The organism is Streptomyces sp. UNOB3_S3, assembly GCF_020740895.1.
GTDB lineage: Bacteria > Actinomycetota > Actinomycetes > Streptomycetales > Streptomycetaceae > Streptomyces.
In genome coordinates this window covers 17,893-44,070 of sequence record NZ_JAILXP010000008.1, presented here as the reverse complement: position 1 = coordinate 44,070, position 26,178 = coordinate 17,893, and the positions used below count along the sequence as shown (strand labels likewise).

Annotated in this window: 17 protein-coding genes and 1 tRNA gene; 5 read left to right on the top strand and 13 right to left on the bottom strand. The window is 72.4% G+C overall.

The features are described from left to right. Window positions 1-928: ScbA/BarX family gamma-butyrolactone biosynthesis protein (locus K6I33_RS35915; protein ID WP_275126610.1), on the bottom strand; the 928-nt coding region annotated here is incomplete at its 3' end. A gap of 118 nt (window positions 929-1,046) precedes the next feature. Here K6I33_RS35915 and K6I33_RS02090 point away from each other — a divergent pair. Together K6I33_RS02090 and K6I33_RS02085 are read left to right on the top strand one after the other, a co-directional pair. Continuing rightward, window positions 1,047-1,718 carry a ScbR family autoregulator-binding transcription factor gene (locus tag K6I33_RS02090; RefSeq protein ID WP_229347919.1) on the top strand — a complete coding sequence of 224 codons (672 nt, stop codon included), beginning with the start codon at window positions 1,047-1,049 and terminating at the stop codon, window positions 1,716-1,718. A gap of 255 nt (window positions 1,719-1,973) precedes the next feature. Continuing rightward, window positions 1,974-3,203, top strand: coding sequence for a transposase (locus K6I33_RS02085; protein ID WP_229347918.1), 1,230 nt, complete (start codon window positions 1,974-1,976; stop codon window positions 3,201-3,203). 26 nt (window positions 3,204-3,229) lie between these two features. Here K6I33_RS02085 and K6I33_RS02080 read toward each other — a convergent pair whose 3' ends face one another. After that, on the bottom strand, window positions 3,230-3,733 hold the full coding sequence (locus K6I33_RS02080; protein WP_229347917.1) for a flavin reductase family protein: 504 nt from the start codon (window positions 3,731-3,733) through the stop codon (window positions 3,230-3,232). A 315-nt stretch (window positions 3,734-4,048) separates the two neighbouring features. Between K6I33_RS02080 and K6I33_RS02075 the strand changes: the two genes are divergently transcribed. Both K6I33_RS02075 and K6I33_RS02070 read left to right on the top strand, forming a co-directional pair. Continuing rightward, on the top strand, window positions 4,049-5,593 hold the full coding sequence (locus K6I33_RS02075) for an acyl-CoA carboxylase subunit beta (protein ID WP_229347920.1): 1,545 nt from the start codon (window positions 4,049-4,051) through the stop codon (window positions 5,591-5,593). Window positions 5,594-5,863: 270 nt separating this feature from the next. Next, the gene (locus K6I33_RS02070; RefSeq protein WP_229347916.1) at window positions 5,864-6,706 is read left to right on the top strand and encodes an AfsR/SARP family transcriptional regulator; all 843 of its coding nucleotides are present in this window, start codon (window positions 5,864-5,866) and stop codon (window positions 6,704-6,706) included. A gap of 104 nt (window positions 6,707-6,810) precedes the next feature. On the opposite strand, the gene K6I33_RS02065 is transcribed toward K6I33_RS02070, so the two are convergent. Beyond that, window positions 6,811-7,389, bottom strand: a complete 579-nt coding sequence (locus K6I33_RS02065; RefSeq protein WP_229347915.1) for a maleylpyruvate isomerase N-terminal domain-containing protein — start codon at window positions 7,387-7,389, stop codon at window positions 6,811-6,813. A gap of 191 nt (window positions 7,390-7,580) precedes the next feature. Then, the gene (locus tag K6I33_RS02060) at window positions 7,581-8,471 is read right to left on the bottom strand and encodes an NAD(P)-dependent oxidoreductase (protein WP_229347914.1); all 891 of its coding nucleotides are present in this window, start codon (window positions 8,469-8,471) and stop codon (window positions 7,581-7,583) included. Between the two features lie 262 nt (window positions 8,472-8,733). Between K6I33_RS02060 and K6I33_RS02055 the strand changes: the two genes are divergently transcribed. Further along, window positions 8,734-9,909, top strand: a complete 1,176-nt coding sequence (locus K6I33_RS02055) for an acyl-CoA dehydrogenase family protein (RefSeq protein WP_229347913.1) — start codon at window positions 8,734-8,736, stop codon at window positions 9,907-9,909. Window positions 9,910-10,043: 134 nt separating this feature from the next. Here K6I33_RS02055 and K6I33_RS02050 read toward each other — a convergent pair. The 9 genes from K6I33_RS02050 to K6I33_RS02010 all read right to left on the bottom strand — a co-directional run bounded on the left by K6I33_RS02050 (window position 10,044) and on the right by K6I33_RS02010 (window position 26,104). Continuing rightward, a tRNA-Thr gene (locus K6I33_RS02050) sits at window positions 10,044-10,117 on the bottom strand. Window positions 10,118-10,214: 97 nt separating this feature from the next. Continuing rightward, window positions 10,215-11,849: an alpha/beta hydrolase gene (locus K6I33_RS02045; protein WP_229347912.1), complete on the bottom strand. Its 1,635-nt coding sequence runs from the start codon at window positions 11,847-11,849 to the stop codon at window positions 10,215-10,217. 345 nt (window positions 11,850-12,194) lie between these two features. Then, window positions 12,195-13,421, bottom strand: coding sequence for a DNA polymerase III subunit delta' (locus tag K6I33_RS02040; protein WP_229347911.1), 1,227 nt, complete (start codon window positions 13,419-13,421; stop codon window positions 12,195-12,197). A 174-nt stretch (window positions 13,422-13,595) separates the two neighbouring features. After that, window positions 13,596-16,979 (bottom strand): dTMP kinase, encoded by a 3,384-nt coding sequence (gene tmk, locus K6I33_RS02035; protein ID WP_229347910.1) that lies wholly within the window; start codon window positions 16,977-16,979, stop codon window positions 13,596-13,598. A 170-nt stretch (window positions 16,980-17,149) separates the two neighbouring features. Next, a complete protein-coding gene (topA, locus tag K6I33_RS02030) occupies window positions 17,150-20,002 on the bottom strand; it encodes a type I DNA topoisomerase (RefSeq protein ID WP_229347909.1) in 2,853 nt (950 codons plus the stop codon). Window positions 20,003-20,352: 350 nt separating this feature from the next. Continuing rightward, window positions 20,353-21,879, bottom strand: a complete 1,527-nt coding sequence (locus K6I33_RS02025) for a methyltransferase (RefSeq protein WP_229347908.1) — start codon at window positions 21,877-21,879, stop codon at window positions 20,353-20,355. 103 nt (window positions 21,880-21,982) lie between these two features. After that, window positions 21,983-22,564: a small secreted protein gene (locus K6I33_RS02020; RefSeq protein WP_229347907.1), complete on the bottom strand. Its 582-nt coding sequence runs from the start codon at window positions 22,562-22,564 to the stop codon at window positions 21,983-21,985. A gap of 198 nt (window positions 22,565-22,762) precedes the next feature. Beyond that, entirely contained in the window at window positions 22,763-25,153 is a 2,391-nt protein-coding gene (locus K6I33_RS02015) for a sodium-translocating pyrophosphatase (protein ID WP_229347906.1), read from the bottom strand. Window positions 25,154-25,618: 465 nt separating this feature from the next. Beyond that, window positions 25,619-26,104, bottom strand: a complete 486-nt coding sequence (locus tag K6I33_RS02010) for an ATP-binding protein (RefSeq protein WP_229347905.1) — start codon at window positions 26,102-26,104, stop codon at window positions 25,619-25,621. Between the last annotated feature and the right edge of the window lie 74 nt (window positions 26,105-26,178).

Sequence of the window (26,178 nt, the reverse complement as noted above, 5' to 3'; positions counted from 1 at the left end):
GGAAGCAGGGCGCGTCGAATTCGACGTACCGGCTGTAGGCCATCGTCACCTCGACCGTGCCCGGCGGGAGGTCCCCGGCCGAGGCCGCCGTCCGGGCGGCCCGGGCCGCCTGGCACGCGGCGGTGAAGAGGGCCAGCCCGGGCACATGGTCGACGGGGTGGTCGAACATCTCCTTGTTGGCCGGGTCATTGCGCAGCCGCCAGCGGCCCGGGGCGTCGCCGGCCGCCAGGACGACCTCGCCGTCCCGGGCGCGGCCGACGGCCGAGGGCGCCACCGGCGGGGGTATCTCCCAGTCGCCCCAGCGCGGCGAGAGGTGGGCGCCGCGCAGCCGGCGGTAGACGCCCGGGGAAATCCACGTGGCGAGCGACCGGGCGCGGATGATCGTCCGGGCACCGGCGCGGACCGTGAAATCCATGGCCTCGCAACCATGGCCCCGGGCATCGCGGGCATTCTCCGGTGAACACCGCAGATCGACGCTGAGAAGTAGTGGATCATTTCCTTCCGGTCGCGCCGCCGGCGCAATGCTGAAGTCCAGCTTCCGCAAGAGCGACTGATGGTCGAGCGGAACACCGAACTCGGCGTGCGAAATAGCGAGTCCGCACTGCCGGAGGGTATGCGCGGCCAGTTCCGGATCGGGCCGGTCGCCGGCCGCCGAGGCGGGCCACTCCACCGTGAGCGTGAATTCCGAGGGGCCCCGGCGCACCCAGTCCACCACGAGGACGGAGGCCTCGTCGTGGAGGTGGACCAGTTCCTTGGCGATTCTCTTGCGCCCGGGTCGGGGAACCGGCCCCGCGGCTGGTTCGCCGCGCGGTTCCGCGACTTGTTCGGCCGAAGACCGGGGGGACGGTACGGTTGCCGCCTCCGAAGCCCCGGCCGATTTCGGAATTCCGGGCTCCAGCGTGCAGGATTGCTGCACCGTTGCGGACATGATCCCCCCTGGGTCGCCGATGCGTGGGATTGAGCCTGGGTGGGCACTCGCCGCCGAGGATACCTACCCATTGGTACAAATCAACCCTGGGGTAGCCGAACAGAAGGAGGGGGTTTCCGTGGCACAGCAGGAGCGCGCGAAGCGGACCCGTCAGGTGATTCTGGAAGCCGCCGGAATCGTCTTCGACGAGTGCGGCTATGAAGCGGCCACCATTTCCCAGATCCTGGCCCGGGCCGATGTGACCAGGGGAGCCCTCTACTTCCATTTCAGTTCCAAGGAGGATCTGGCCCGCGGCGTCCTGGACACGGCGGTGACCACGGAAGGCGTGCTGCCGCAGCAGTTCAAGCTCCAGGAGCTGGCCGACACCTCGCTGCTGCTCGCCCACCGCATGCCGAGGGAGCCCCTGCTGCGGGCCTCGCTGCGGCTGTCGGTCGACCAGCGGGCGCGGAAGCTGTTCGGCACCAAGTGGCCGGAGTGGATCACCGTGGGCGCCGATCTGCTGGCCGACGCCAAGGCCCGGGGCGAGCTGCTGGCCCATGTCGACCCGTACGAGACCTCGCGCTTCCTCGTGGGCGCCTGGACCGGCGTCCAGCTGATCGCCGAGGAGGTCCCCCACCAGCGCGGCGACGCCCTGGTGCACGAGATCTCCCTGATGTACCAGATGCTGCTGCCGAACATCGCCGTTCCGGCCGTCCTGGCCCGGCTCGACGTCGCGCCGGACCGCCCGCTGCGCCTGTTCGAGGCGGCCCGCTCCGGCGAGGGCGGCGAGGGCGACACCGCCGGCGTCTGAGCCCGGCGGCCGACGGACGGGGCTCGCACCGGCTCGCCAGGGGGGCGGGCCGAACGGACCCTGACCATTGGCCAAACCTTCACCCGGTGAAACCGTTCGTATGGTTTATTTACAGTAGTCAGCCCGAGGGGTGACCAGTCCCGGTCTGGGGTGATATCTGCCTGCTCGTACCAGGCCCGTTACGCATAACCAACACGCACAGCGGATCAACATGCTTCGGGGGTCGGCCGTCCGGCCATCGCAGTGGGGGGAATGATGGGAACGGACTCGAGCCGTCCAGTCCTGGGCGACCGGGCACCGGAACAGGTACTGGCGGAGCTGCGCACCACGCTCTTCGCCTCGCTCCAGCGGAGCGACCAGCGCCTTCGGGCCGAACAGTACGTACGCGGCCTGCTGGCCGCCGAGGGGCGCAAGACGCTGCGGAACATCGCGGCGCAGATCGGCGGGGCCACCGCCCGGCAGAGCGTCCACCACTTCATCAGCGACTCGTCCTGGGAGTGGCGGCCGGTGCGCCAGGCCCTGGCGCGCCACACCGAGCAACTCCTGGAGCCGCAGGCCTGGGTCGTGCGCCCCACGGTGATCCCCAAGGCGGGCGTCCACTCGGTGGGGGTCGAGCCGCGCTTCCTGCCCGACCTGGGCCAGACGGTCAACAGCCAGCAGGCGTACGGGGCGTGGATGGTCTCCGGCGCCCACGCCGTGCCCGTCGACTGGCGGCTGCTGCTGACCGAGAGCTGGCTGGCCGACGCCGAACGGCGCCGGGGCGCCGGCATTCCCGCCACCGTGCGCACCGCCACCCCCGAGGACTGTGTCAGCCAGCTGGCGCCCCGGGCCGGCGGCGAGTCGTCGGGGCGGGTGCCCGTCGTGGTGAACGTCGACGGGCTGGACGCCGCCGAGTGCGCCCGCCGGCTGGAGTCGCTGGGCGCCCCGCTGCTGATGCGCGTCGACGCGGCCACCCGGCTGCGGGCCGACGGCTCCGCCCTCCAGGGCTACAGCGAGCGGACGACGACCGCGGGACAGCTGCTGGAGGCCGTGAAGCGGCTGCGCCGGCCGACCGAGTGGACCCTCACCCGCGACGACCGCCGCGACACCGTGGCCACCACCGTCCCCGTGCTGCTCCCCCGCCCCCTGCGCGACCGCGCCGGGCGCCCGGACGGCAGCCCCTGGCGGCCCATGCGGCTGATCGGCGAATGGGCCGGCGGCGAGCGCCGGCAGCCCCGGCTGTGGCTCACCGACGCCGTCGACCTGCCGATCGGGGCGCTGCTGCGGCTGACCCGGCTGACCGCCGTCGCCGACCGCGACGCCCGGCGCATCGCCGACCAGGTGGGCATGCGGGACTTCGTGGGCCGCTCGTTCCAGGGCTGGCACCGGCATGTGACGCTCGCGTCGGCCGCCCATCTCGCCGTGGTCATGGCGGGCACCGAGGCGTTCCCGGCCACGCGCGCGACGGCGGCCGTCCCGTCCGACTCGGCCGGGACGGCCGCCTGAACGACGGGCCGTACGAAGGATCCTCGTCAGGCGAGCGTCGCCCCGGCGGGGATCAGCTCGTGGAAGCCGCGCTGGTAGTACACGAGCGGCTCGCCGTCGCCCTGGTCGGCGTGGTGCACCTCGCCGATGAGGATCAGGTGGTCGCCGCCGGGGATCCGGCGCTCGGTCCGGCACTCCAGCCGGGCCAGCGCGCCGGGCAGCAGCGGCAGCCCGCGCTCGGAGAGCCGCACGTCCGTCCCCGCGAACTTGTCGGCGCCCTTGCTGGCGAACTTGCCCGCCAGGCCCTCCTGCCCCTGGGCGAGCAGGTGGATGACGAAGCCCTCCGACTTGTCGAAGGCCTCGAAGCAGTTGGCCCGGTTGTCCAGGCACACCAGGACGAGCGCGGGGTCCAGCGAGACCGAGGAGAACGCGCTGGCGGTGAACCCATGGTTCCGGCCGTCGGCATCGGTGGTGGTCACCACGGTGACACCGCTGGCCCAGCGGGAGAGCGCGGCACGGAACAGGTCGGGGGAGATCGTCTCTGTGAGCACGTCCCAAGCCTGTGCGGAACCCCTAGAGCGGGGGTCGAGGGGCGCCCTGTCGCCGGGGCTCGTGGGGCTCGAGACCGGATCGAGGCCCGGTGGAGTCCCGCCGTCACGCCTCCGGGTCCAGGACCGTTCGAGCTGGCCTCAAGCGCCGGGCGTCAGGCTGGGACCGCCGGGCGCCCCGGCAGCGGCCGGGGCGCGGCCGCGCGTTTCCCGAACCGGAGAGAGGCACCCGTGAGCATCGTCGAGGACAAACCGCTGAACGTCGGCGACCGGCCGTCCCCGGAGGCGGCCGCCGCGCCCCCCGCCGCCCCCGCAGACATGACCGGACGCGTCGCGGAGCTGGCGGACCTCCGGACGCGGGTCCTCGAAGGACCGAGCGCCAGGGCCACCGAGGCCCAGAAGGCCAAGGGCAAGCTCACCGCCCGCGAGCGTCTCGAACTCCTCTTCGACAAGGACACGTTCACCGAGACCGAGGCCTTCCGCCGGCACCGCGCCACCGGCTTCGGCCTGGAGGACCGGAAGCCCTACACCGACGGCGTCATCACCGGCTGGGGCAAGGTCGAGGGCCGTACGGTCTTCGCCTACGCCCATGACTTCCGGATCTTCGGCGGCGCCCTCGGCGAGGCCCACGCCCAGAAGATCCACAAGCTGATGGACCTGGCCGAGACGGCGGGCGCGCCCATCGTGGGCCTGTGCGACGGCGCCGGCGCCCGTATCCAGGAGGGCGTCACCGCGCTGGCCGGCTACGGCGGCATCTTCCAGCGCAACGTCCGCAACTCCGGTGTGCTGCCGCAGATCAGCGTCATCATGGGCCCCTGCGCGGGCGGCGCGGCCTACTCCCCCGCGCTCACCGACTTCGTCTTCATGGTGCGCGGCACCTCGCAGATGTTCATCACCGGCCCGGACGTCGTCCAGGCGGTCACCGGCGAGAAGATCACCCAGGACGGGCTGGGCGGCGCGGACGTCCACGCCGAGACCTCCGGAGTGGCGCACAACGCCTACGACGACGAGGAGTCCGCCCTGGAGGACGTGCGCCACCTGCTGTCGCTGCTCCCCTCCAACAACCGTGAACTGCCGCCCGTGGAGCCGGTGCACGACCCGGTCGACCGGCGCAACGACGCCCTCCTCGACCTCGTCCCGGCCGACCCCAACCAGGCGTACGACATGCGGGCGGTCATCGAGGAGATCGTCGACGACGGCGAGTACTTCGAGGTCCACGAGCGCTGGGCGCCCAACATCATCTGTGCCCTGACCCGGCTGGGCGGCCAGGTCACCGGCATCGTCGCCAACCAGCCGCAGCGGCTGGCGGGCGTGCTGGACATCGAGTCCTCCGAGAAGGCCGCGCGCTTCGTCCAGATGTGCGACGCCTTCAACATCCCGCTGGTGTCCCTCGTCGACGTGCCCGGCTTCCTGCCCGGCGTCGACCAGGAGCACGGCGGCGTCATCCGGCACGGCGCCAAGCTGCTCTACGCCTACTGCAACGCGACCGTGCCCCGTATCTCCCTGGTGCTGCGCAAGGCCTACGGCGGCGCCTACATCGTCATGGACTCCCGCTCCATCGGCACCGATCTCGCCCTGGCCTGGCCCATCAACGAGATCGCCGTGATGGGCGCGGAGGGCGCCGCCAACGTCGTCTTCCGCCGCGAGATCGCCGCCTCCGACGACCCGGAGGCCACCCGGCAGGCCCGGATCGCCGAGTACCGCGACGAACTGATGCACCCTTACTACGCGGCCGAGCGCGGCCTCGTCGACGACGTCATCGACCCGGCGCTCACCCGCGCCACGCTCATCGAGGCGCTCACCATGCTGCGCAACAAGCACGCCGCACTGCCCGCCCGCAAGCACGGCAACCAGCCGCAGTAGCCGGGGGATTGACGGTGTCTCGGGGTACGTACCGCCCATGAGCGGTACGTACCGCGGGTACAGGGGCGGCCGGGCAGTGGATCAGCCGATGGGCACAACGGACGTAGTCCCATCAAAGTAGCCCCTTATTAAAATACCTACCGTTAGGTAACATGACACTCTTGGGTCCCTTCGGTAGGAATCCGTACCTGGCATGCCTACTGTCAGAATCACCCTTTCAGGTGATCGGCGCAGGGTTCATCGGTCGCGCCGGGAACAGGAGTGTGCGCAGTGAGGTTCAACCTCATCGGGCCGTTCGAGATCGTCGCGGACGACGGCCGGACCTACGTACCGAGCACCCCGAAGGTCTGTCAGGCACTGGCACTTCTCCTGACCCGGCCCAACGAGATCGTCACGGCGGACTCGCTGATCCAGGAGCTCTGGGGCCAGAAGCCGCCACGCAGCGCCCTGACGACACTTCAGACGTACATCTACCACGCCCGGCGGATGTTCGTCGGCGAGGAACTGGCCGCCGCCGGCCGGACCCTCCTCGCGACGCGCGCGCCGGGCTATGTCATCCAGGTCGACGACACCGAGGTCGACATCAAGGTCTTCGAGCAGCTGATCGCCCGGGGACACTCCGAACTCCAGGACGGCGACCCCGAGTCGGCCGTCCATCACCTCAACCAGGCGCTGGGGCTGTGGCGCGGCCCGGTGCTCTCCAGCATCCCCTCCGGCGACCTGCTCGCGGGCTCCATCGCCCACCTCGACGAGCTGCGCATCCGGGCGCTGGAGCTGCGCATAGAGGGCCAGACCCGGCTCGGCCGGCAGCGCGAGTCGATCCCCGAGCTCCGCCTGCTGGTGCACGCCTACCCCCTCAACGAGTGGTTCCACGGCCAGCTGATCTCCGCCCTCCACGGCTCGGGCCGCCGGGCGGAGGCGCTCCAGGCGTACCAGAACCTCTACCGCATCCTCAACGACGAGCTGGGCCTCGAGCCCTCGCCCGAACTCCAGCGGCTCCAGCGCGAGGTGCTCAACCCGGAGCCGTCCGAGGTGACCTCGCTCAGCCGGGTCACGGCGCCGCGCGACGCCCGGGCCGTGACGCCACTGTGGATGACCTCCATGACGGGCTGACGCGGACTGCCGCCCGGCGGGCCGTGAAGGTGGTGCCCGGGCGGATCTCCTCCACCCGGGCACCACCGGCGTTCACGGACTGCCGTTCACGGAGTGCCAGTGCCTCAGCGGACGTCGCCGTACCAGCGCCACTCGGCCGGACGGGCGAGGCCGGGCAGATCACCACGGCCCGTGCTCCACAGCAGCGTCTCGGCGGCACCGTGGCCCGTGGGCGCGCCCGGGAAGATGCGCTCCAGCACGGGGGCGCAGAGCTCGTCCGAGGGCTCCCAGTCCAGCCCGAAGGTGAGGGCGATGTCGCGGCTGTGGAGGAGGAGTTCGGCGACGGCCATGGCGGAGAAGCCCGCCACGTCACTGGTGCCCCACGGGTGCCAGGCCCGGGCCTCGGGCGAGGCCTCGCGCACGACACCGGCCAGCAGCCGGCCCGCGATCCGGATGCCCTCCGCCTTCGCGGCGGCCGACGCCCCGGCGTCGATGTGGGTCATGAGCGTGATGTAGCGGTCCTTCGGCTGGGCTATCAGCAGGCCCGCGTATCCGGTGACCGCCTGGGAAAGGTGGGAGGCCGTCTGCTGACAGCTCCATTCCAGGGTTCCCGCGGGGCGGGACCAGTCGCCCTCGGACTTCTCCAGAAGCGCGGTGGCGGAATCGGTGGCGGCGGTGACGAGTTCGTACCAGGAAAGAGTCATGGCACCGATCATGGCATACGGGACGGTCGGTTTGATGTTTCCCTTACACCCCTGATCCACCGGAATACCCAGAAATACCAGGACCGGATTCCGGCGGGCGCGGGGCATGCCCGAAGGGGCCCGGACCGCGCACGCGGATCCGGGCCCTTCACCGGGGGGACGGGGGTGACACCCCCGGGGGCTCTGCGGTGCTACGCCTTGGGCTGCTGGAAGACCTTGACCATGCTGGCGTAGCTGTTCTTGCCGTGACCGGCTGCGATCGTACGGTCCATCAGGCCCTTGACGAAGGCGGGGAGTTCGGGGTTGATCCCCTGCGCCTCGCTCTCGTGCAGCAGGTGCTCCAGGGCACCGGCGTGGACCTCCATGGTGGCGTCGTTCGCGGGGAACGCGCCGTCGGCCGCGTCGATCTGGTTCGCGTAGTCGGTGGCGAAGTTCTTCACCACGTCGACCCACGCGGTCGCCCAGGGCAGGAACTCGGTCGCCTTCACCCCGGCGGTGCCCAGCAGGGCGACACCGTGGAGGAAGCTGTTGAGGGTGCCCCACATGACGCCGAGCAGCGACACGTCGTAGAGGGCGGCCAGCGCGTGGTCGGCGCCCAGGTGGGTGGTGTTGCCGCCGAGGACCTTGAGGGTCGCCTCGTGGGCGGCGAAGGCGTCGGCCGGGCCGCTGTAGAACAGCACGGTCTCGGGGGTGCCGATGAGGGCCGGCACGGTCATGATCGCGCCGTCCAGGTACTGCGCGCCGTGACCGGCCGCCCAGCCGGCCTTCTCCCGCGCCTGCTCCGAGGAGCCGGAGGTCAGGTTGGCCACGATCTTCCCGGAGAGCGCGGAGCCCAGCGGGTCGAGGACCGAGTGCATCACGTCGTAGTCCGAGACGCACACGACGATCAGCTCGGAGGCGGCCACGGCCTCGGCCGGGGTGGCCGCGAGCACGGCGCCCTGGCCCACCAGCTCCTGGGCCTTGTCCGCGGAGCGGTTCCACACGGTCGTCGGGTGCCCGGCCTTCAGGAAGGCCCCGGCCAGCGCCTGCCCCATCAGACCCAGGCCGATGACCGTCACCGGTGCGTGGTCGTTGCCCGCCATCACAGCTCCTATCCAAGGACGAAATGTATTGCCCACTCAGATTCACTCACCGGCTCCCACCAGGGAAGTACCTACTTGAAAGTGGGTACTTACCATCAGGTAAGCGCCGCTGCGGGCCCACCCTCGCACACCACCGATCAACGGGCGTTCACCGGCGTGCAATTACCGGCGAATGACCTTCCGCTTGAACCGGGTGGACGGCAAATGGCCGGACTCCTGCAAACCTCGACACGAGGAAACACCAATTGCCGGAGGAACGTTCATGGCCACGAATTCGGAATTCACCGCCCTGCTCGCCGCGATGGAGGAGGCGCGCCCCGCGATCCGGGCGAACGGCCTGGAGGCCGAGGAGAAGCGCCGGGTACCCGAGCAGAACCTCGAGCTCCTGGAGAAGGCCGGCGTCTTCCGCATGGCCGTGCCGGCCCGCTTCGGCGGCCTCGACCTGGACATCGCCGACCAGGGCGCGATCGTCTCCGAGATCGCCCGGGCCTGTCCGTCCACGGGCTGGGCCATGACCGTCTGGCTCACCGGCGCCCGCATGGCCGCCTTCTACCCCGACGAGGCGCAGGAGGAGGTCTTCGCCAACGGCTCGGTCCGCGTCTCCATCGGCTTCGCCCCCACCGGCACCCTCGTCCCCACCGAGGGCGGCTACCTCCTCAGCGGCCGCTGGAACTACAACACCGGCTGCCACGGCGCCGACTGGGACGGCCTCGCCGCCATGCTGGAGCACCCCGACGGCACCACCGAGGAGTTCCTCGCCCTCGTGCCGATGTCCGAGCTGTCCATCACCGAGGACTGGGACGTCACCTCGGGCAGCGGCACCGGCAGCGCCACCACCACGGCGAAGGACGTCTTCGTCCCGGCCCACCGCGTGGCCTCCTACGGCGAGATCATGAGCACCGGCGTCCCCGGCCGCTGGAACAGCACCGCGAAGGGCCGCGAGTACGGCGTCGTCCCGTTCATCATGTCCGCCTACGCCCTGATGGCGGTCGGCGTGGCCCGCGGCGCCTACGAGCTCTTCCTCGACCGCCTGCCGGGCCGCGGCATCACCTACACCTCCTGGACCGACCAGAAGCAGCACCCGCTCACCCAGATCCAGGTGGCCACCGCCGCCAACAAGATCGACGCGGCGGAGGCCCTCTCGGCGAAGTGGCTGGACCTCCTCCAGCGCCGCGCCGACGCGGGCGAGGACCCGACCCTGGAGGAGCGCGCCATCGTCCGCGGCCGCACCGCCTTCGCGGGCCAGCTCGCCAAGGAGGCCGTCGAGCTCCTCCAGACCGCGAGCGGCGCCTCGGTCATCAAGCGCGACGTCCCCTTCCAGCGCTTCCACCGCGACATCCTGGGCTTCACCCTCCACGCCCTGGCCCAGGTCAACGTGAACATGGAGGTCCAGGGCCGAGTCCTCCTGGGCCTCGACCCGGGCACCGACATCCTCTGACCCACCCCCGGGCCCCCTCCCGGCACAAGACGAAGCCCGGCCCGGGCAGAACCCCGGCCCGGGCTTCGTCTTGTCCAGGCAGTCCGGGTACGAAAAAGCCCGGCTCGGACGAAGTCCGGGCCGGGCTTTGGCGGAGCCGCCTTCGGGATTCGAACCCGAGACCTACGCATTACGAGTGCGTTGCTCTGGCCAACTGAGCTAAGGCGGCAAGCTGCGTAACCAAGAGTGGCGTGTGCAGCGCGCCTAAGTCTACACAGTTTCCAAGGGTGCTCCGTACACAGCCGTCCGCAGGGGGATCCCGCAGGTCAGGAGCACTTGCGGGAGGCGGGGGGCGGGGTGCCCGTGAGGAGGTAGTCGTTGATCGCGCCGTCCACGCAGCGGCTGCCCCGGGTGTAGGCGGTGTGGCCGTCGCCGTCGTAGGTGAGCAAACGGCCGGAGGAGAGCTGGGAGGCGAGGGCGCGGGCCCAGGGGTAGGGCGTCGCCGGGTCGCGGGTGGTGCCGACGACGAGGATGGGGGCGGCGCCCCGGGCCGGGATGCGGTGGGGGCCGCCGGTGGCCTTGACGGGCCAATAAGCGCAGCTCAGGGCGGACCAGGCGAAGCTGGAGCCGAGGGCCGGGGAGGCCTTCTCGAAGTCCGGGAGGGCGCGGCGGACGGAGGCCGGGCCACGGAAGGCGGGCGGGAGGTCGAGGCAGTTCACCGCGTTGTTGGCGGGCATCAGATTGGTGTAGTGCCCGCGCTGGTCGCGCTCGTAGTAGAGGTCCGAGAGGCGCAGCAGCAGAGCGCCGTCGCCGGTCTGGGCGTTGTGCAGGGCCTTGCGGAGGACGGGCCAGGTGGTCTCGTCGTACATGGCGGAGATCACACCCGTGGTGGCCAGGCTCTCGGTGAGCCGGCGGGGGGTGCCGGTGGCCAGCGGGTGCTGGTCGAGCCGTTCGAAGAACTGCTTGAGGCGGACGCCCGCGACATCGGGACGGCCGCCCTCCAGCGGGCAGTCCTCGTGCTGGGCGCAGTCCGCCGCGAAGGACGCCAGGGCGGTCTGGAAGCCCGCCGTCTGGTCGCGGTTGATCCGCCGGGCGTCGAGGCCGGGGTCCATGGCGCCGTCGAGGACGAGCCGGCCGACGCGGGAGGGGAAGAGCCCCGCGTAGGTGGCGCCGAGGAAGGTGCCGTACGAGGCGCCGACGTAGTGCAGCTTGTCGTCGCCGAGGACGGCGCGGAGGACGTCCATGTCGCGGGCCGCCTCGACGGTCGAGACATGGCCCAGCAGCTTGCCGGAGCGGGCGGCGCAGCTCTGGGCGAACTTCTGGAACGCCCCCACCAGTTCGCGGACCTCGGCGGCGTCGTCCGGGGTGGTGTCGACCTGGGCGTAGGCGTCCATCTCCTTGTCGGAGAGGCAGGTGACGGGCTGGCTCGCGGCGACGCCGCGCGGGTCCATCGCGACCATGTCGTACTGCGCGCGGACCGCGGACGGGTAGCCGGAGGCCGCGTACTCCTGGAGGAAGCCGATCGCCGAGCCGCCCGGGCCGCCGGGGTTGACCATCAGGGCGCCGAGGCGCTTGCCGGGGCCCGTGGCCTTCTTCCGGGAGACGGCGAGCCGCACGTCGTCGTGGGAGCGGGGGGCCTCGTAGTCGAGGGGGGCGCGCAGCGTGGCGCACTCGAAGTCCGCGCGCTTGCCTCCGCAGGAGTGCCAGGCGAGCCGCTGGTCGTAGTACGGCCGGAGGGCGCGCGGCAGGGCGGTGGGCAGCGGGGCCAGCTCCGGGAGCGCCGCCTGTTCGTCGGCCGCCCCGGACGGGAGGAGGGAGGCGAAGGAGCCGGGGTCGGCCGTTTCCCGCGATCTGGCCGCCGCCGTGCCCGGCGCCGCGGCCCCCGAGACGGCGGCGGAGATCAGCAGGGCCGCGGTCGCGGCGAGCGTGCCGGAGGTGCGGAACAGGCGACTGGTGTCCATCGGCTGGCCCCTCGGGGTGGGAGACAGGTGGCCGTGGGGCATCCGGCATCCGGACATCCGTCGGACATACGGACATGCGACATGCACAGGACCACGCGGGCATACGGAGCGTATCCGGACGGATACCCGACTTGGCCAGCCTTACGGCCCACTAGTCCTCATACGAGTGAGGAATCACCCAACCTGCGGTGTGCCCGCCGTTCCTCGTACTACTCACCCTCCCCCGACCGGCTCACCTGTTCCCCCCGTCCCCCGGACGGGGCCTCCGTCACCCGGACGGACGGCGCCCGTACGGCACCCGTACGGCATCCGGACGCCGGTCGGCCCGCCCGGTCGGCCCGGCGGTCAGCCCGCGCGCAACGCCACCGCCATGGCCTCGACGGCCAGCAGCGGCGCCACATTGCGGTCGAGCGCCTGCCGGCAGGCCGTGATCGCCTCGATGCGGCGCAGCGTCGCCTCCGGCCCGGAGCCGCGCGCGACGCGCTCCAGGGCGTCCCGCGCGTCGTCGTTGGCGAGCTCGACGCGCGAGCCGAGCTGTATCGCGAGCACGTCGCGGTAGAAGCCGGTCAGATCGGTCAGGGCCAGGTCGAGGCTGTCGCGCTGGGTGCGCGTCGCGCGGCGCTTCTGGCGGTCCTGGAGCTCCTTCATGGCACCGGCGGTGCCGCGCGGCAGCCGGCCGCCCGTGCCCGCCGCCGCGCCGAGCGCCGCCCGCAGCTCCTCGGTCTCCTTGGTGTCGACCTCCTCGGCGACCTGCTTGGCGTCCTCGGCGGCGGCGTCGATCAGCTCCTGGGCCGCCTTGAGGCAGCCGCCCATGTCGGCCACGCGCAGCGGCATCTTCAGCACGGCCGCGCGGCGGGCCCGGGCGCGCTCGTCCATGGCGAGGCGGCGGGCCCGGCCGATGTGCCCCTGGGTGGCGCGGGCCGAGCGGACCGCGAGCTCCGGCTCGATGCCGTCCCGGCGCACGAGGATGTCGGCCACCGCCGCCGTGGGGGGCGTGCGCAGCGTCAGGGACCGGCAGCGGGAGCGGATCGTCGGCAGCACGTCCTCCAGGGAGGGCGCGCACAGCAGCCAGACCGTCCGGGGGGCGGGCTCCTCCACGGCCTTGAGCAGCACATTGCCCGCGCCTTCGGTGAGGCGGTCCGCGTCCTCCAGGACGATCACCTGCCAGCGGCCGCCGGCGGGCGACAGCTGGGCCCGGCGGACCAGGTCACGGGTCTCCTTGACGCCGATGGACAGCAGGTCCGTACGGACGATCTCCACGTCCGCGTGCGTCCCGACGAGGGTGGTGTGGCAGCCCTCGCAGAATCCGCAGCCGGGGGCGCCGCCCGTCGCGCGGTCGGGGCTGCGGCACTGGAGCGCGGCGGCGAAGGCGCGGGCGGCGGTGGCCCGGCCGGAGCCGGGCGGGCCCGTGAACAGCCACGCGTGCGTCATCCGGGAGGCGCCCGGCGCCTCCGACGGCGCCGCCGAGGGCTCCGTGCCGGCGGGCGTGACCAGCGCGTCCGCGTCCCGCGCGGCAGCGGCGAGCTGCTCGATCACCCGGTCCTGGCCGACCAGGTCGTCCCACACCGCCATGGCTGTCCTCCGCGCCGTCGGTCCTGCGGCTTCCCATTGTGGGCCACGGCACTGACACCCGGGCCCCGAAGGGGCGCGGGGCAGTGTCGACATGCGGCTACCGCCGCGTGGGCGCGACCGGCCACGACGGCGCCGCAGCCGGCCGACGCCCCGTCGCCGCACTTCCAGCGGCGCCTAGCGCCGCTCGCCCTCGTCGCCGTCGGCGTCCCGCTTGCCGAGCAGGTCGTCCGCCAGCGTCGGGGCGTCGCCCGCCCACTCGGGGCGACGGCGCCGCGCCTTCAGCCTGGGGTGGGCGGGCCCGTCGGCGCCCTCGGCCTCCGCGTCGACCTGCGGCAGCTCGCGCGTGCGCTCGGCCTCCGGGGCGGCGTCGTCGTCCTTGCGGAAGAGCCAGTCGGGCACCCGGTCCACCGGGTCCTCCGGCCGCTCGGGCCGCTCGGGCCGCGCCGACGGCGCTACCGGCGGCTTCGGCAGCACGGCCGTCTCCTCCGACTCCGAGCCCTGCCCACGGGGGGCGTCCTTCGGCTCGACGCCCCAGGTGACGCGCTGGGTCGGCGTCATCGGCGCCACGACGGGCGGCAGCACGGCCGTCCGGTCCTCGGAACCGGCCGGGGGCCGGGGCGTCTCGACGGTCGGCGCGTCGCCGGCGTCCTTGGCGTCCTTGGCGTCCTTGGCGTCCTTGCGGAAGGCAGCGGTCCCCACGACCGGCGGCCGTGCGGAACCACGATCGCCGCTGCCGGAACGGGCACCCGCGCCCGTACCCGCGCCCTCGTCGCCCGCCTCCGGCTTCCGCAGCGTGGGCTGCGGCACGGTGGGCGCGTCGTCCGCGGCGTCGGCGACACCGGCTGCCTCACGGGTCGCAGCCGCAGCCGCAGCCGCGCCCGACGTCGCGGCCTCCGCCGCCAGCCGGGCCCGCTCGGCCTTCAGCAGGGCCTCCTCCGCCTTGCGCTGCTCCTCCAGGCGCCGTTCCTCGGCCTCGGCGCGCAGCCGGGCCTCCTCGGCGGCCTGTTCGCGCAGCCGCTCCTGCTCGGCGGCGCGGGCGCGCTCCTCCGCCTCACGGCGGGCGCGCTCCTCCGCCTCGCGCCGGCGCTCCTCCTCGGCCTCCCGGGCGCGGCGCTCCTCCTCGCGGCGCGCGGCCTCCTCGGCCTCACGCCGGGCGCGCTCCTCCTCGGCGCGCAACCGCTCCTGCCGCTCGCGCTCCAGCCGCGCCTCTTCCGCCCGGCGGCGCTCCTCCTCCGCCTTCTCCTCCGCCTTCCGGCGGGCCTCCTCGGCCCGGCGGCGCTCCTCCTCCGCCTCGCGGGCGGCGGCCTTCGCGGCCTCCCGCTCCGCCTTGCGGCGGGCCTCCTCCTCGGCCGCCTGGCGCGCCGCCTCCACGGCGGCCGCGCGCGCGGCCTCGCGGGCCTCGATCTCGGCGGCGGACAGCGGCAGCATCTGGTCGAGCCGGTGGCGGACGACCCCGGTGATGGCCTCGGGCTCCTGCCCGGCGTCCACCACGAGGTACCGCGCCGGGTCGGCGGCGGCGAGCGTCAGGAACCCGGTCCGGACGCGCTGGTGGAACTCCACCGGCTCGGACTCCAGCCGGTCCGGCGCCTCCGTGAAGCGTTCGCGCGCGGTCTCGGGCGAGACGTCGAGCAGCACCGTCATGTTCGGGACGAGCCCGTCCGTGGCCCAGCGCGAGATCCGGGCGATCTCGGTCGGCGAGAGGTCGCGCCCGGCGCCCTGGTAGGCGACGGACGAGTCGATGTAGCGGTCGGTGATGACGACCGCGCCGCGCTCCAGGGCGGGCCGTACGACGGAGGCGACGTGCTCGGCGCGGTCGGCCGCGTAGAGCAGCGCCTCGGCGCGGTCGGAGAGGCCGGCCGACGCGACGTCCAGCAGGATGGCGCGCAGCCGCTTGCCGATGGGCGTGGCGCCCGGCTCGCGGGTGACGACGACCTCGTGGCCCTTGGCGCGGATCCACTCGGCGATCGCCCGCACCTGGGTGGACTTCCCGGCGCCGTCGCCGCCCTCGAAGGCGATGAAGAAGCCGGCGGGGGCCGTGCCCTCGGCGGGGTCGCCGCCGCGCACCACGTCCAGCAGGTCGCGGTGGAAGGGCACCCCGTGGCGGTCGTCGGTGCGGCCCAGCACGAGCGCGCCCACGGGCAGCAGCAGCGCGCCGACGAGCATCAGCGTGAACGCCGCCCCGCCGTGCGCGAAGACGAAGGAGCCGGACACGAGCCGGTGCGGCCCGATGACCGCGGCGAGGACGGGCGCCACGACCGCGCCCAGCGCGACGGTGAGGCGGACGACCGCGTGGAGGTGCTCGGTGGCGCGGGCCCGGTGGGCCTCCTCGGTCTCTTGGTCGAGGAGGGAGTGTCCGGTGTTGGCGACGACGCCGGCGGAGCAGCCCGCCAGCAGGACGAGCAGCAGCACGGTCGTCGCGTCGGGCACCAGCCCGGCGGCGAGCAGCGCGGCGCCCGTCAGGGCGAGCGCCAGCGCGAGCAGCCGGCGGCGGGAGAAGCCGGGCAGCACCTTCCGGGCGCCGCGGATGCCCAGGACCGGGCCGCCGGTGAGTGCGAGGGCCAGCAGGGCGAAGCCGACGGGGCCGCCGCCGAGGTCCGCCGCCTGGAGCACGGCGACGCCGACGGCCGCGGCGACCGCGCCCGCGATGGCCGCGCAGGACAGGACGAGCACCGGGATCGCGCCCGTGCGCCCCTTGTCGGCGGCGCCGTGGGCGGTCTTGGGACGGCGCAGGCCCTCCAGCGGAGAGCGCGCGCGGGGGGCCTTCACGCCCTCGGGCAGGGAGGGCAGCGTCAGCTGGTGGAGCACCGCGCCGGACGTCGCGAAGAGCCCGGCCGCGAGGAACGAGCCGAGGGCCGCCTGGTGGAGGTGGAACCAGTCGATGCCCGAGCCGAGCAGATTGCCGATCAGGGTGATGACGAGGAGCGCGACCGCCGCGGCGGGCAGCGCGAGGTAGGTCGTGCGCAGCGACAGCCGTCGCAGCGCCTCCTGGTGGTCCGGCAGCGGGCGCACCGCGTCGCCCTCGGGCGGCGGGGCGGGCAGCAGGGCGGGGACGGCGCCGTCCTTGGCGACCGTCCAGACGCGTTCGGCGCCGCCGACGAGGAAGGCCGTGACCAGCAGCCAGACGACGGCCTGGCTCCCGGTCCAGTCGGCCCACAGGGGCGCGACGGCCAGCAGCGCGAACCGCAGTCCGTCCGCGCCGATCATCGTCCAGCGGCGGTCGAGCCGGCCGGCCGGGGCGAAGAGCGAGGACAGCGGGTCGAGCAGGACCGCGCCGAGGAGCAGGGTGCCCAGCAGCCGCGCGCCGGTCACGGCGGCGATCGCGAGGGCGGCGCCGCGGTAGCCACCGCCGAAGGAGCCCCCCTCGACCGCGGCCTGAAGGGCCAGCAGCATGAGGACGAAGACGGCGAGGCCGTCGCCGACGGCCCCGGCGGACTGGGCGCTCCACAGCCGCCGCAGCGGACGGAAGCGCAGCAGGGCCCGTACGGCACGCTCGCGGGAGTCCGCGGCCAGTGCTCCGGATACGGGGCTCTCCACAGGTGGCTGCTCGGCTCGCGTCATCCTGCCAGCCTATCCGGAGTTGTCCGGATGCCGACTGTCAATACGAACGTATATACGAACTTACGTCCGGATCCCCCCGGGGGCTGGTACGGACCGGGCCGCCCCCGTAGGAGGCGACCCGTCACCCCCGTCGGAAGCGGCCCGTCCGGCCTGCTCAGTGCCCGTCCGGCCTACTCGGCGTCGGCCGCCGCGGCCGCCGTGGCCGCGGTCTTCTTGGCCGTCGTCTTCTTCGCCGCGGCGGTCTTCTTCGTCGCCGTGGTCTTCTTGGCGGCCGCCGTCTTCTTGGCCGCGGTCTTCTTCGCCGGGGCCTTCTTGGCGGTGGCGGCGGCCTTCTTCGCGGGCGCCTTCTTCGCCGTCTTCTTGGCCGGCCCCTTGGCGCGCTTCTCCGCGAGCAGCTCGTAGCCGCGCTCCGGCGTGATCGTCTCGACGTCGTCGTCACGGCGCAGCGTCGCGTTGGTCTCGCCGTCGGTGACGTACGGGCCGAAGCGGCCGTCCTTGACCACGACCGGGCGCTCGCTGACCGGGTCGGTGCCCAGCTCCTTCAGCGGCGGCTTGGCCGCGGCGCGGCCGCGCTGCTTGGGCTGCGCGTAGATCGCCAGGGCCTCGTCCAGCGTGATGCCGAAGATCTGGTCCTCGGTCTCCAGCGAGCGCGAGTCCGTGCCCTTCTTCAGGTACGGGCCGTAGCGGCCGTTCTGCGCGGTGATCTCCACGCCCTCGGCGTCCGTGCCCACGACGCGCGGGAGCGACATCAGCCTGAGCGCGTCGTCCAGCGTCACCGTGTCGAGGGACATCGACTTGAACAGCGACGCGGTACGCGGCTTGACGGCGTTCTTCCCGGTCTTCGGGGTGCCCTCGGGGAGCACCTCGGTGACGTACGGGCCGTAGCGGCCGTCGCGGGCGACGATCTGGTGGCCGGTGCCCGGGTCGGCGCCCAGCTCGAAGTCGCCGCTCGGCTTGGCGAGCAGCTCCTCCGCGTACTCCACCGTCAGCTCGTCCGGGGCCAGGTCGGCCGGGACGTCGGCACGCTGGTGGCCCTCGGCGTCCTTCTCGCCACGCTCCACGTACGGGCCGTATCGGCCCACGCGCAGCACGATGCCGCTGCCGACGGGGAAGGAGGACACCTCGCGGGCGTCGATCGCGCCCAGGTCGGTGACGAGCTCCTTCAGACCGCCGAGATGGTCGCCGTCGCCGTTGCCGGCGTCGGCGGCGCCGCCCTCAGGACCCTCGCCGAAGTAGAACCGGCGCAGCCACGGCACGGCCTGGGCCTCACCGCGGGCGATGCGGTCGAGGTCCTCCTCCATGGAGGCGGTGAAGTCGTAGTCGACGAGCCGGCCGAAGTGCTTCTCCAGCAGGTTGACGACGGCGAAGCTCAGGAAGGACGGCACGAGCGCCGTGCCCTTCTTGAAGACGTAGCCGCGGTCGAGGATCGTGCCGATGATCGACGCGTAGGTCGACGGGCGGCCGATCTCCCGCTCCTCCAGCTCCTTGACCAGCGAGGCCTCGGTGTAGCGGGCCGGGGGCTTGGTGGCGTGGCCGTCGGCGGTGATCTCCTCGGCCGACAGCGCGTCGCCCTCGGCGACCTGCGGCAGCCGGCGCTCGCGGTCGTCGAGCTCGGCGTTCGGGTCGTCGGCACCCTCGACGTAGGCCTTCATGAAGCCGTGGAAGGTGATGGTCTTGCCGGACGCGCTGAACTCGGCGTCCCGGCCGTCGCTCGCCCGGCCGCCGATCTTCACGGTGACGGAGTTGCCGGTCGCGTCCTTCATCTGGGAGGCGACGGTCCGCTTCCAGATCAGCTCGTAGAGCCGGAACTGGTCGCCGGTCAGACCCGTCTCGGCGGGGGTGCGGAAACGATCACCCGAAGGACGGATCGCCTCGTGCGCCTCCTGGGCGTTCTTGACCTTCCCGGCGTACGTGCGCGGCTTCTCCGGCAGGTAGTCGGCACCGTAGAGCTGGGTGACCTGCGCCCGGGCGGCGGTGATCGCCGTGTCCGAGAGCGTGGTGGAGTCCGTACGCATATAGGTGATGAAGCCGTTCTCGTACAGCTTCTGGGCCACCTGCATGGTCGCCTTGGCACCGAAGCCCAGCTTGCGCGAGGCCTCCTGCTGGAGCGTGGTGGTGCGGAACGGCGCGTACGGGGAGCGGCGGTACGGCTTGGACTCGACCGAGCGCACCGAGAAGGCGGTGCCGGCGAGGGCGGCGGCCAGCCCGCGGGCGGTCGCCTCGTCCAGGTGGAGGACCTGGGCGGTGTCCTTGAGCTGCCCGTTCGCGCCGAAGTCACGGCCCTGGGCGACACGGCGGCCGTCGACCGAGGCCAGCCGCGCGATCAGGGTCGAGGGGTCGCTGTTGTCACCGGGGCGACCAGTGCCGAAGGTGCCGGTGAGGTCCCAGTACTCGGCGGACCGGAAGGCGATGCGCTCCCGCTCCCGCTCGACGACCAGCCGTGTGGCCACGGACTGCACCCGGCCGGCGGACAGCCGCGGCATGACCTTCTTCCAGAGGACCGGCGAGACCTCGTAGCCGTAGAGGCGGTCGAGGATGCGGCGGGTCTCCTGGGCGTCGACGAGCTTCTTGTTCAGCTCGCGCGGGTTGGCGACGGCGGCCTGGATGGCGTCCTTGGTGATCTCGTGGAAGACCATCCGGCGGACCGGGACCTTGGGCTTGAGGACCTCCTGGAGGTGCCAGGCGATGGCCTCGCCCTCGCGGTCCTCATCGGTGGCGAGGAAGAGCTCGTCGGACTCGGCCAGCAGCCCCTTGAGCTTCTTGACCTGATCCTTCTTGTCGGCGTTGACGACGTAGATCGGCTGGAAGTCCTTGTCCACGTTGACGCCGAGCCGGGCCCAGGGCTCACCCTTGTACTTCGCCGGGACCTCGGCGGCCCCGTTCGGGAGGTCACGGATGTGCCCGACGCTCGCCTCGACGACGTATCCGGGGCCGAGGTAGCCCTTGATCGTCTTCGCCTTGGCAGGCGACTCGACGATGACGAGTCGGCGGCCGCCCTGTGCGGTCTCGCTGGTCGGGGACAACTTCGCTCTTCTTCCGGTCGACACTCGGTTGGCGTTTCGGTGTGGGCGTTGCGGTGACGCTGCGGAGTGTGACGGTACATCCCGCCCCCGTGTCAAACGGAAAAAGCCCGCAACGCCACTCGAACGGTAACCCGACAAGCGTCCTGTCTGCCGCCCGGACCGTCACACCACTGTCAGGAAGGCCCCATCGGCCCCACGGCCGCCGCCCGCCGCACCGCCCCTGTCCGGTGGACGGGACGGGCGGCGGAAACATGACGCGAACACGACCCCTCCGTCCGCCCTTCCCAGGAGTCGGGCGACGGCTTCCCGGGGCGGTCCCCCGTGCGGCCGACGGGGCCGAAGGCGCGCCCTCAGTCGTCGGCCGGCAAGAGAAAGCCCTGCTCGACGAGGGTGCGGATGGCGTCCGGCGTACGGTCGCGGAGCTGCACCGCGTCCTCCCCGACGAGCTGGGCGATGGCGTCGAGGATCCGGCCCGCCGGGAGCGTCCCGTCGCAGACGCCGGCGAAGCCCGCCCCGACCGTGTCCACCTTGGTGGCCCGGCGCATGCCCCGGTTCTGCCGCAGCACGACGTGCTCGGGGTCCTCGGCGCCCGGCAGCCCGACCTGCTCCTGGACGACCTCGTCGGCCAGCGTGAAACGGGCGGCGAGCAGCGCCGCGTCGTCATGCGTCCGGAGGAAGTCCTGTCGCTCGAAATGAGCCGTTACGGCCGGGCCGAGCGGCTGCTCGACCGGGTGGGGCCACTCCTCCACGACCACCGACGGGCGGTCGGCGCCCGTTTTGCGCAACGTAATCCAGCCAAAACCGATGCCCTTGGTCTTCCGGGCCTCGAACTCCGCCAGCCAGGCGTCGTAGCGGGCCGCGTACTCCTCGGGCGCGGTGCGGTGGTCACCGGCGTCACGCAGCCACAGCTCGGCGTACTGGGCGACGTCCTGGACCTCGCGCTGGACGATCCACGCGTCGCAGCCGCGCGGCACCCAGGAGGACAGCCGCTCGCGCCAGTCCTCGCCCTCGACGTGCTGCCAGTTGGCGAGCAGCTGGCAGTAGCCCCCGTCGTTGAGCCGGTCGGCCGAGTGCTGGACCAGCGTGCGGCACAGGTCGTCGCCGCCCATGCCGCCGTCGCGGTAGGTCAGCCGGGCGCCGGGCGAGATCACGAAGGGCGGGTTGGAGACGATCAGGTCGAACGTCTCCCCCGCGACCGGCTCGAAGAGCGAGCCCTGGCGCAGATCGGCCTCCGGAGCACCGGAGAGCGCGAGGGTGAGCCGCGCGATGTGGAGCGCGCGCGGGTTGAGGTCCGTGGCCGTGACCCTGGTCGCGTGCTGGGCCGCGTGCAGCGCCTGGATACCGGAGCCGGTGCCGAGGTCGAGGGCGCTCCCCACGGGCGTGCGGACCGTGATCCCGGCGAGCGTGGTGGAGGCGCCGCCCACACCGAGGACGAGCTCCGAGCGGTCCACCCCGGCCGGGCCGCCGCCCCCGGCGATCCCGCCGGCGCCGCCGACGGCGCAGCCGAGGTCGGAGACGATCCACCAGTCCTGGCCCTCGGGCCCGCCGTACGGGCGGACGTCGACGGTGGCCCGTACCTCGTCGCCGTCCCGGACGAGCCAGCCGTCGGCGAGGCAGTCGGCCACGGGCAGCGCGGCGGCGACGCGGTCGTACGCGACGGGGCGCTGGAGCAGGAAGAGCCGGGTCAGCGTCTCCAGCGGGCCGTCGCCGCGCGTGGCGCGCAGGGCGGGGACGGTCTCGCTGCGGGCGAGGGCGGCGTAGGCGGGGGCACCGAGCAGGTCGAGGAGGCCGTCGGCCGTGAAGGCGGCGGCCAGCAGGGACTCGCGCAGACGTGCGGTGCGCGCGGGATCGGCGTCGGGAAGGCGGGGCGTACTCACGGGACCATTGTCGGGGGCGGCGCCGGGGAACGACGAAGGCCCGGCGCGCCGTGCGGGGCGCGCCGGGGCCGACTGTGCCCTTCGCCGGGCTATGCCTTGCCGGTCACGCCTTCTTGCTCTGCGTCGGGGCGCCCGCCGGCTTCTGGCAGCCCGGCGTCTTCGCCATCGCCTTGCCGACGTCGCCGGACTGGAGCTTCTTGAGCGCGTCGTCGCTCCGGCCGCTGAGCTTGGCGATGTCCCCGGCGATGCTCTTGAGGCCGTCGCCGAACTTGCCCTTGTCGCCCGTGTCCAGCGCGTCCACCCGCTTCTTCAGCTCGGCGTATGCCCCGGAGAGGTCGTTGAGCGCCTTGACGGCGTTCTTCTGGCTGCTCTCGCCGTCCTTGACCGGCGGCGCTCCCGCGTTCTGGACGGAGGTCGCGAGCGCCTTGTACGCATCGGCGTTGGCCTGGAAGGCGGCCGAGTCGGTCTGCTGGATCTTCTTCGAGTCCTCCTCGTTCTGGAGGGACGCGATGGCCGCGTTGGAATCGGTGATCTTCTTCACCTGAGGCTGCATCTGGTCGCAGACACTCTTGGCCCAGTCGTCCAGCTTCTTCTTGTTGGCGCCGTCGTCGCCACCGCCACAGCCCGTCAACGCCAGGAGGAGTGCCGCCCCGCCGGACAGCGCAGCCACAAGCTTCTTGTTCACCGGATTGGTCCCTTCGATGGCTCTCGGCCCGGGAACTTACACGTCCGCGCGGGAAGGGCCGCGAGCCAAGCACACCGTATGCACCCTTTTAAAGCCATTTGCACCAAGCTTGGCGTGGCGTTCGCCGCACCTCGGCGAGGGTGCGGACGGTGTGCTCCGCTCATCTCCGTCCGGAAAACCGCACCGGCTGAGACGACGTCAGGACACCACCGCCGGGTCCACCGGCGACACCGCCCGCTCCGCTCCGTCGCCCCCGTCCACGGCGACGCCGCGCCGCTTGGAGAGATAGACCGCGCCGACGATGACGACAACGGCCAGCACCGCCACGGCGATTCTCAGCCCCTTGTTGGCGTCGGCCCCGTAACTGAACTTCACCACCGCCGGCGCGATGAGCAGCGCCACCAGGTTCATCACCTTCAGCAGCGGGTTGATCGCGGGACCGGCGGTGTCCTTGAACGGGTCGCCGACCGTGTCGCCGATGACCGTCGCCGCGTGCGCCTCGCTGCCCTTGCCGCCGTGGTGCCCGTCCTCCACGAGCTTCTTGGCGTTGTCCCAGGCGCCACCGGAGTTGGCGAGGAAGACGGCCATCAGGGTCCCGGTGCCGATGGCCCCGGCCAGGTACGAGCCGAGCGCCCCGACACCCAGGGAGAAGCCGACGGCGATGGGGGCCATGACCGCGAGCAGACCGGGGGTGGCCAGCTCGCGCAGCGCGTCCTTGGTGCAGATGTCCACCACGCGCCCGTACTCCGGCTTCTCGGTGTAGTCCATGATCCCGGGGTGCTCGCGGAACTGCCGCCGCACCTCGTAGACCACCGCGCCCGCCGACCGCGACACCGCGTTGATGGCGAGCCCCGAGAAGAGGAAGACGACGGCCGCGCCGAGGACCAGCCCGACCAGGTTGTTGGGCTGCGAGATGTCCAGGCTCAGCCCCATCTCCCCCGCCTTGGCGTGCACGTCCGTCACCGCCGTCGCGATCGCGTCGCGGTACGAGCCGAACAGCGCGGACGCCGCGAGGACGGCCGTGGCGATGGCGATGCCCTTGGTGATCGCCTTGGTGGTGTTGCCCACGGCGTCCAGCTCGGTGAGCACCCGCGCGCCCGCGCCCTCGACGTCACCCGACATCTCGGCGATGCCCTGCGCGTTGTCGGAGACCGGCCCGAAGGTGTCCATCGCCACGATGACGCCGACGGTCGTGAGCAGCCCGGTGCCCGCGAGGGCCACCGCGAACAGCGCCAGCATGATCGAGGTGCCGCCGAGCAGGAACGCCCCGTACACCCCGAGCGCGATCAGCACGGCCGAGTAGACCGCGGACTCCAGGCCGACGGAGATCCCCGCGAGGACGACGGTCGCCGGGCCGGTCAGGGACGTCTTGCCGATGTCCCGCACGGGGCGCCGGGTGGTCTCCGTGAAGTAGCCCGTGAGCTGCTGGATCAGGGCCGCGAGGACGATACCGATGGCCACAGCCACCAGGGCGAGGACACGCGGGTCGCCGCCGTGCCCCCGGACGGCGGCGTCGCCGACGCCCTTCAAGTCCGCGTAGCTGGACGGCAGATAGGCGAACACCGCCACCGCCACCAGCACCAGCGAGATGACGGCCGAGATGAAGAAGCCCCGGTTGATCGCGGTCATCCCGCTCCGGTCGCTGCGGCGCGGCGCCACCGCGAAGATGCCGATCATCGCGGTGACCACACCGATGGCGGGCACGAGCAGCGGGAAGGCCAGGCCCGAGTCGCCGAAGGCGGCCTTGCCGAGGATCAGCGCGGCGACGAGCGTCACGGCGTACGACTCGAAGAGGTCGGCCGCCATGCCCGCGCAGTCGCCGACGTTGTCGCCCACGTTGTCGGCGATGGTGGCCGCGTTGCGGGGATCGTCCTCGGGGATGCCCTGCTCGACCTTGCCGACCAGGTCGGCGCCCACGTCGGCGGCCTTGGTGAAGATGCCGCCGCCGACCCTCATGAACATGGCCAGCAGCGCCGCGCCGAAGCCGAAGCCCTCCAGCACCTTGGGCGCGTCGGCCGCGTAGACCAGCACCACGCAGGACGCGCCCAGCAGGCCGAGGCCGACCGTGAACATGCCGACGACGCCGCCCGTACGGAAAGCGATCTTCATCGCCTTGTGGGCGACGGCCGTCAGATCCTTCTCCGGCTCCCCCTTGGCCGGGGTCGCCTCCCGCGCGGCGGCCGCCACCCGCACATTGCTGCGCACGGCGAGCCACATGCCGATATAGCCGGTGGCCGCCGAGAACACGGCACCGACCAGGAAGAAGAGCGAACGGCCCATGCGCTGCGACCAGTTGTCGGCCGGCAGCAGCATCAGCAGAAAGAACACGATCACGGCGAAGACGCCGAGGGTGCGCAACTGCCGGGCGAGATAGGCGTTCGCGCCCTCCTGCACCGCCGCGGCGATTCTCTTCATGCCGTCGGTTCCCTCACCGGCCGCCAGCACCTGACGCACCAGCACCACGGCCACCACGAGCGCCGCGGTCGCCACCGCCGCGATCACTGTGACGAGGGTGCGGTTGCCGTCGGTGAGCTCGACCGCGAGTCGTTGAGTGAAGTCCACCTGTTCAGGGGTGAGAGGCCCCGCCATTCGTCCTCCTTAGACGTTTGGCACATGGGCGCGCGGCCGGGCGTACAGCCGCCGCGCTCAGGAGTCCTGAGCTCAAGATGGACGGATTGTAGGGAGCATGGCGAGATCAAAACAGAGCGCGGCAAACGGAATGAGACTTCATGCGAAGGTCGCCCACGGGGCGGAATGGTGAAGATCAAGAATTGATCCCTGGAGGATCGCCCGGAGTATTGACCGGCCGGTGAAGAACCGGCACGACGTGAGGTCGCGACAAAGCCGCAGGAAGACCAGCAGAAAGGCCGGAGGCGGCACGCCGCCGACGCGCACCGACGCACGCCGACACATACCGACGCCCACCGGCGCACGGTTACGGCAGGCTGAAAGGCCCTGGTACAGCGAAAAGCGGCCACCGGGCTACGGCGACGGGGGATACACGCCGGCGGAGGATACGGGCCGACAGGGAATACGGGCTGACGGGGGGACGGGCTACTGCGCCGCGGACGACGGGGTCGTCGGCCAGCTCATCCGGATCAGGCCGCCCGTCTCGCTCGCCGTCACCTCGACATCGTCGACCAGGCCGCTGATCACGGCGAGCCCCATGTCGTCCTCGCTGTCGGCGCCGCTGTCGTCCGGCGCCACGGGGGCGGAAGCGGAGGACACCGGGGAACCGCCGGGGGCGGCGGAAGCGGACGCGGCGGCCGTCGCGGCCATGACACCCGGGTGAGGGGCGTCGTCGGCGACCTCGATGGAGAACTTCTTCTCGTCCTCCGTCAGCACCACCTTCACCGGGCCGGCGATCTCATGGCTCCGGTGGAGGCTCACGGCACGTGAGCACGCCTCGCCGACCGCGAGCCGGACCTCGTCCAGCACGGCCTCGTCGACCCCCGCCCGGCGCGCCACCGCGGCCGCCACGAGCCTGGCCGTGCGGACGTGCTCGGGAAGGGCGCTGAAGAGCAGTTCGACGGTGGCCATGCCATCCCCCTCGGTGGTACGTGCCCTCGTCCCCCCTGCCGGAACACAGGGCGAACTCGCGGAGGGGCCGGACC

Coding starts and splice junctions, on each gene's coding strand:
- K6I33_RS02085 (WP_229347918.1), top strand. CDS start 1,974: ATGGGAACGGACTCGAGCCGTCCAGTCCTGGGCGACCGGGCACCGGAA.
- K6I33_RS02075 (WP_229347920.1), top strand. CDS start 4,049: ATGACCGGACGCGTCGCGGAGCTGGCGGACCTCCGGACGCGGGTCCTC.
- K6I33_RS02065 (WP_229347915.1), bottom strand. CDS start 7,389: ATGACTCTTTCCTGGTACGAACTCGTCACCGCCGCCACCGATTCCGCC.
- K6I33_RS02060 (WP_229347914.1), bottom strand. CDS start 8,471: ATGGCGGGCAACGACCACGCACCGGTGACGGTCATCGGCCTGGGTCTG.
- K6I33_RS02055 (WP_229347913.1), top strand. CDS start 8,734: ATGGCCACGAATTCGGAATTCACCGCCCTGCTCGCCGCGATGGAGGAG.
- K6I33_RS02045 (WP_229347912.1), bottom strand. CDS start 11,849: ATGGACACCAGTCGCCTGTTCCGCACCTCCGGCACGCTCGCCGCGACC.
- K6I33_RS02040 (WP_229347911.1), bottom strand. CDS start 13,421: ATGGCGGTGTGGGACGACCTGGTCGGCCAGGACCGGGTGATCGAGCAG.
- tmk (WP_229347910.1), bottom strand. CDS start 16,979: ATGACGCGAGCCGAGCAGCCACCTGTGGAGAGCCCCGTATCCGGAGCA.
- K6I33_RS02015 (WP_229347906.1), bottom strand. CDS start 25,153: ATGGCGGGGCCTCTCACCCCTGAACAGGTGGACTTCACTCAACGACTC.
- K6I33_RS02010 (WP_229347905.1), bottom strand. CDS start 26,104: ATGGCCACCGTCGAACTGCTCTTCAGCGCCCTTCCCGAGCACGTCCGC.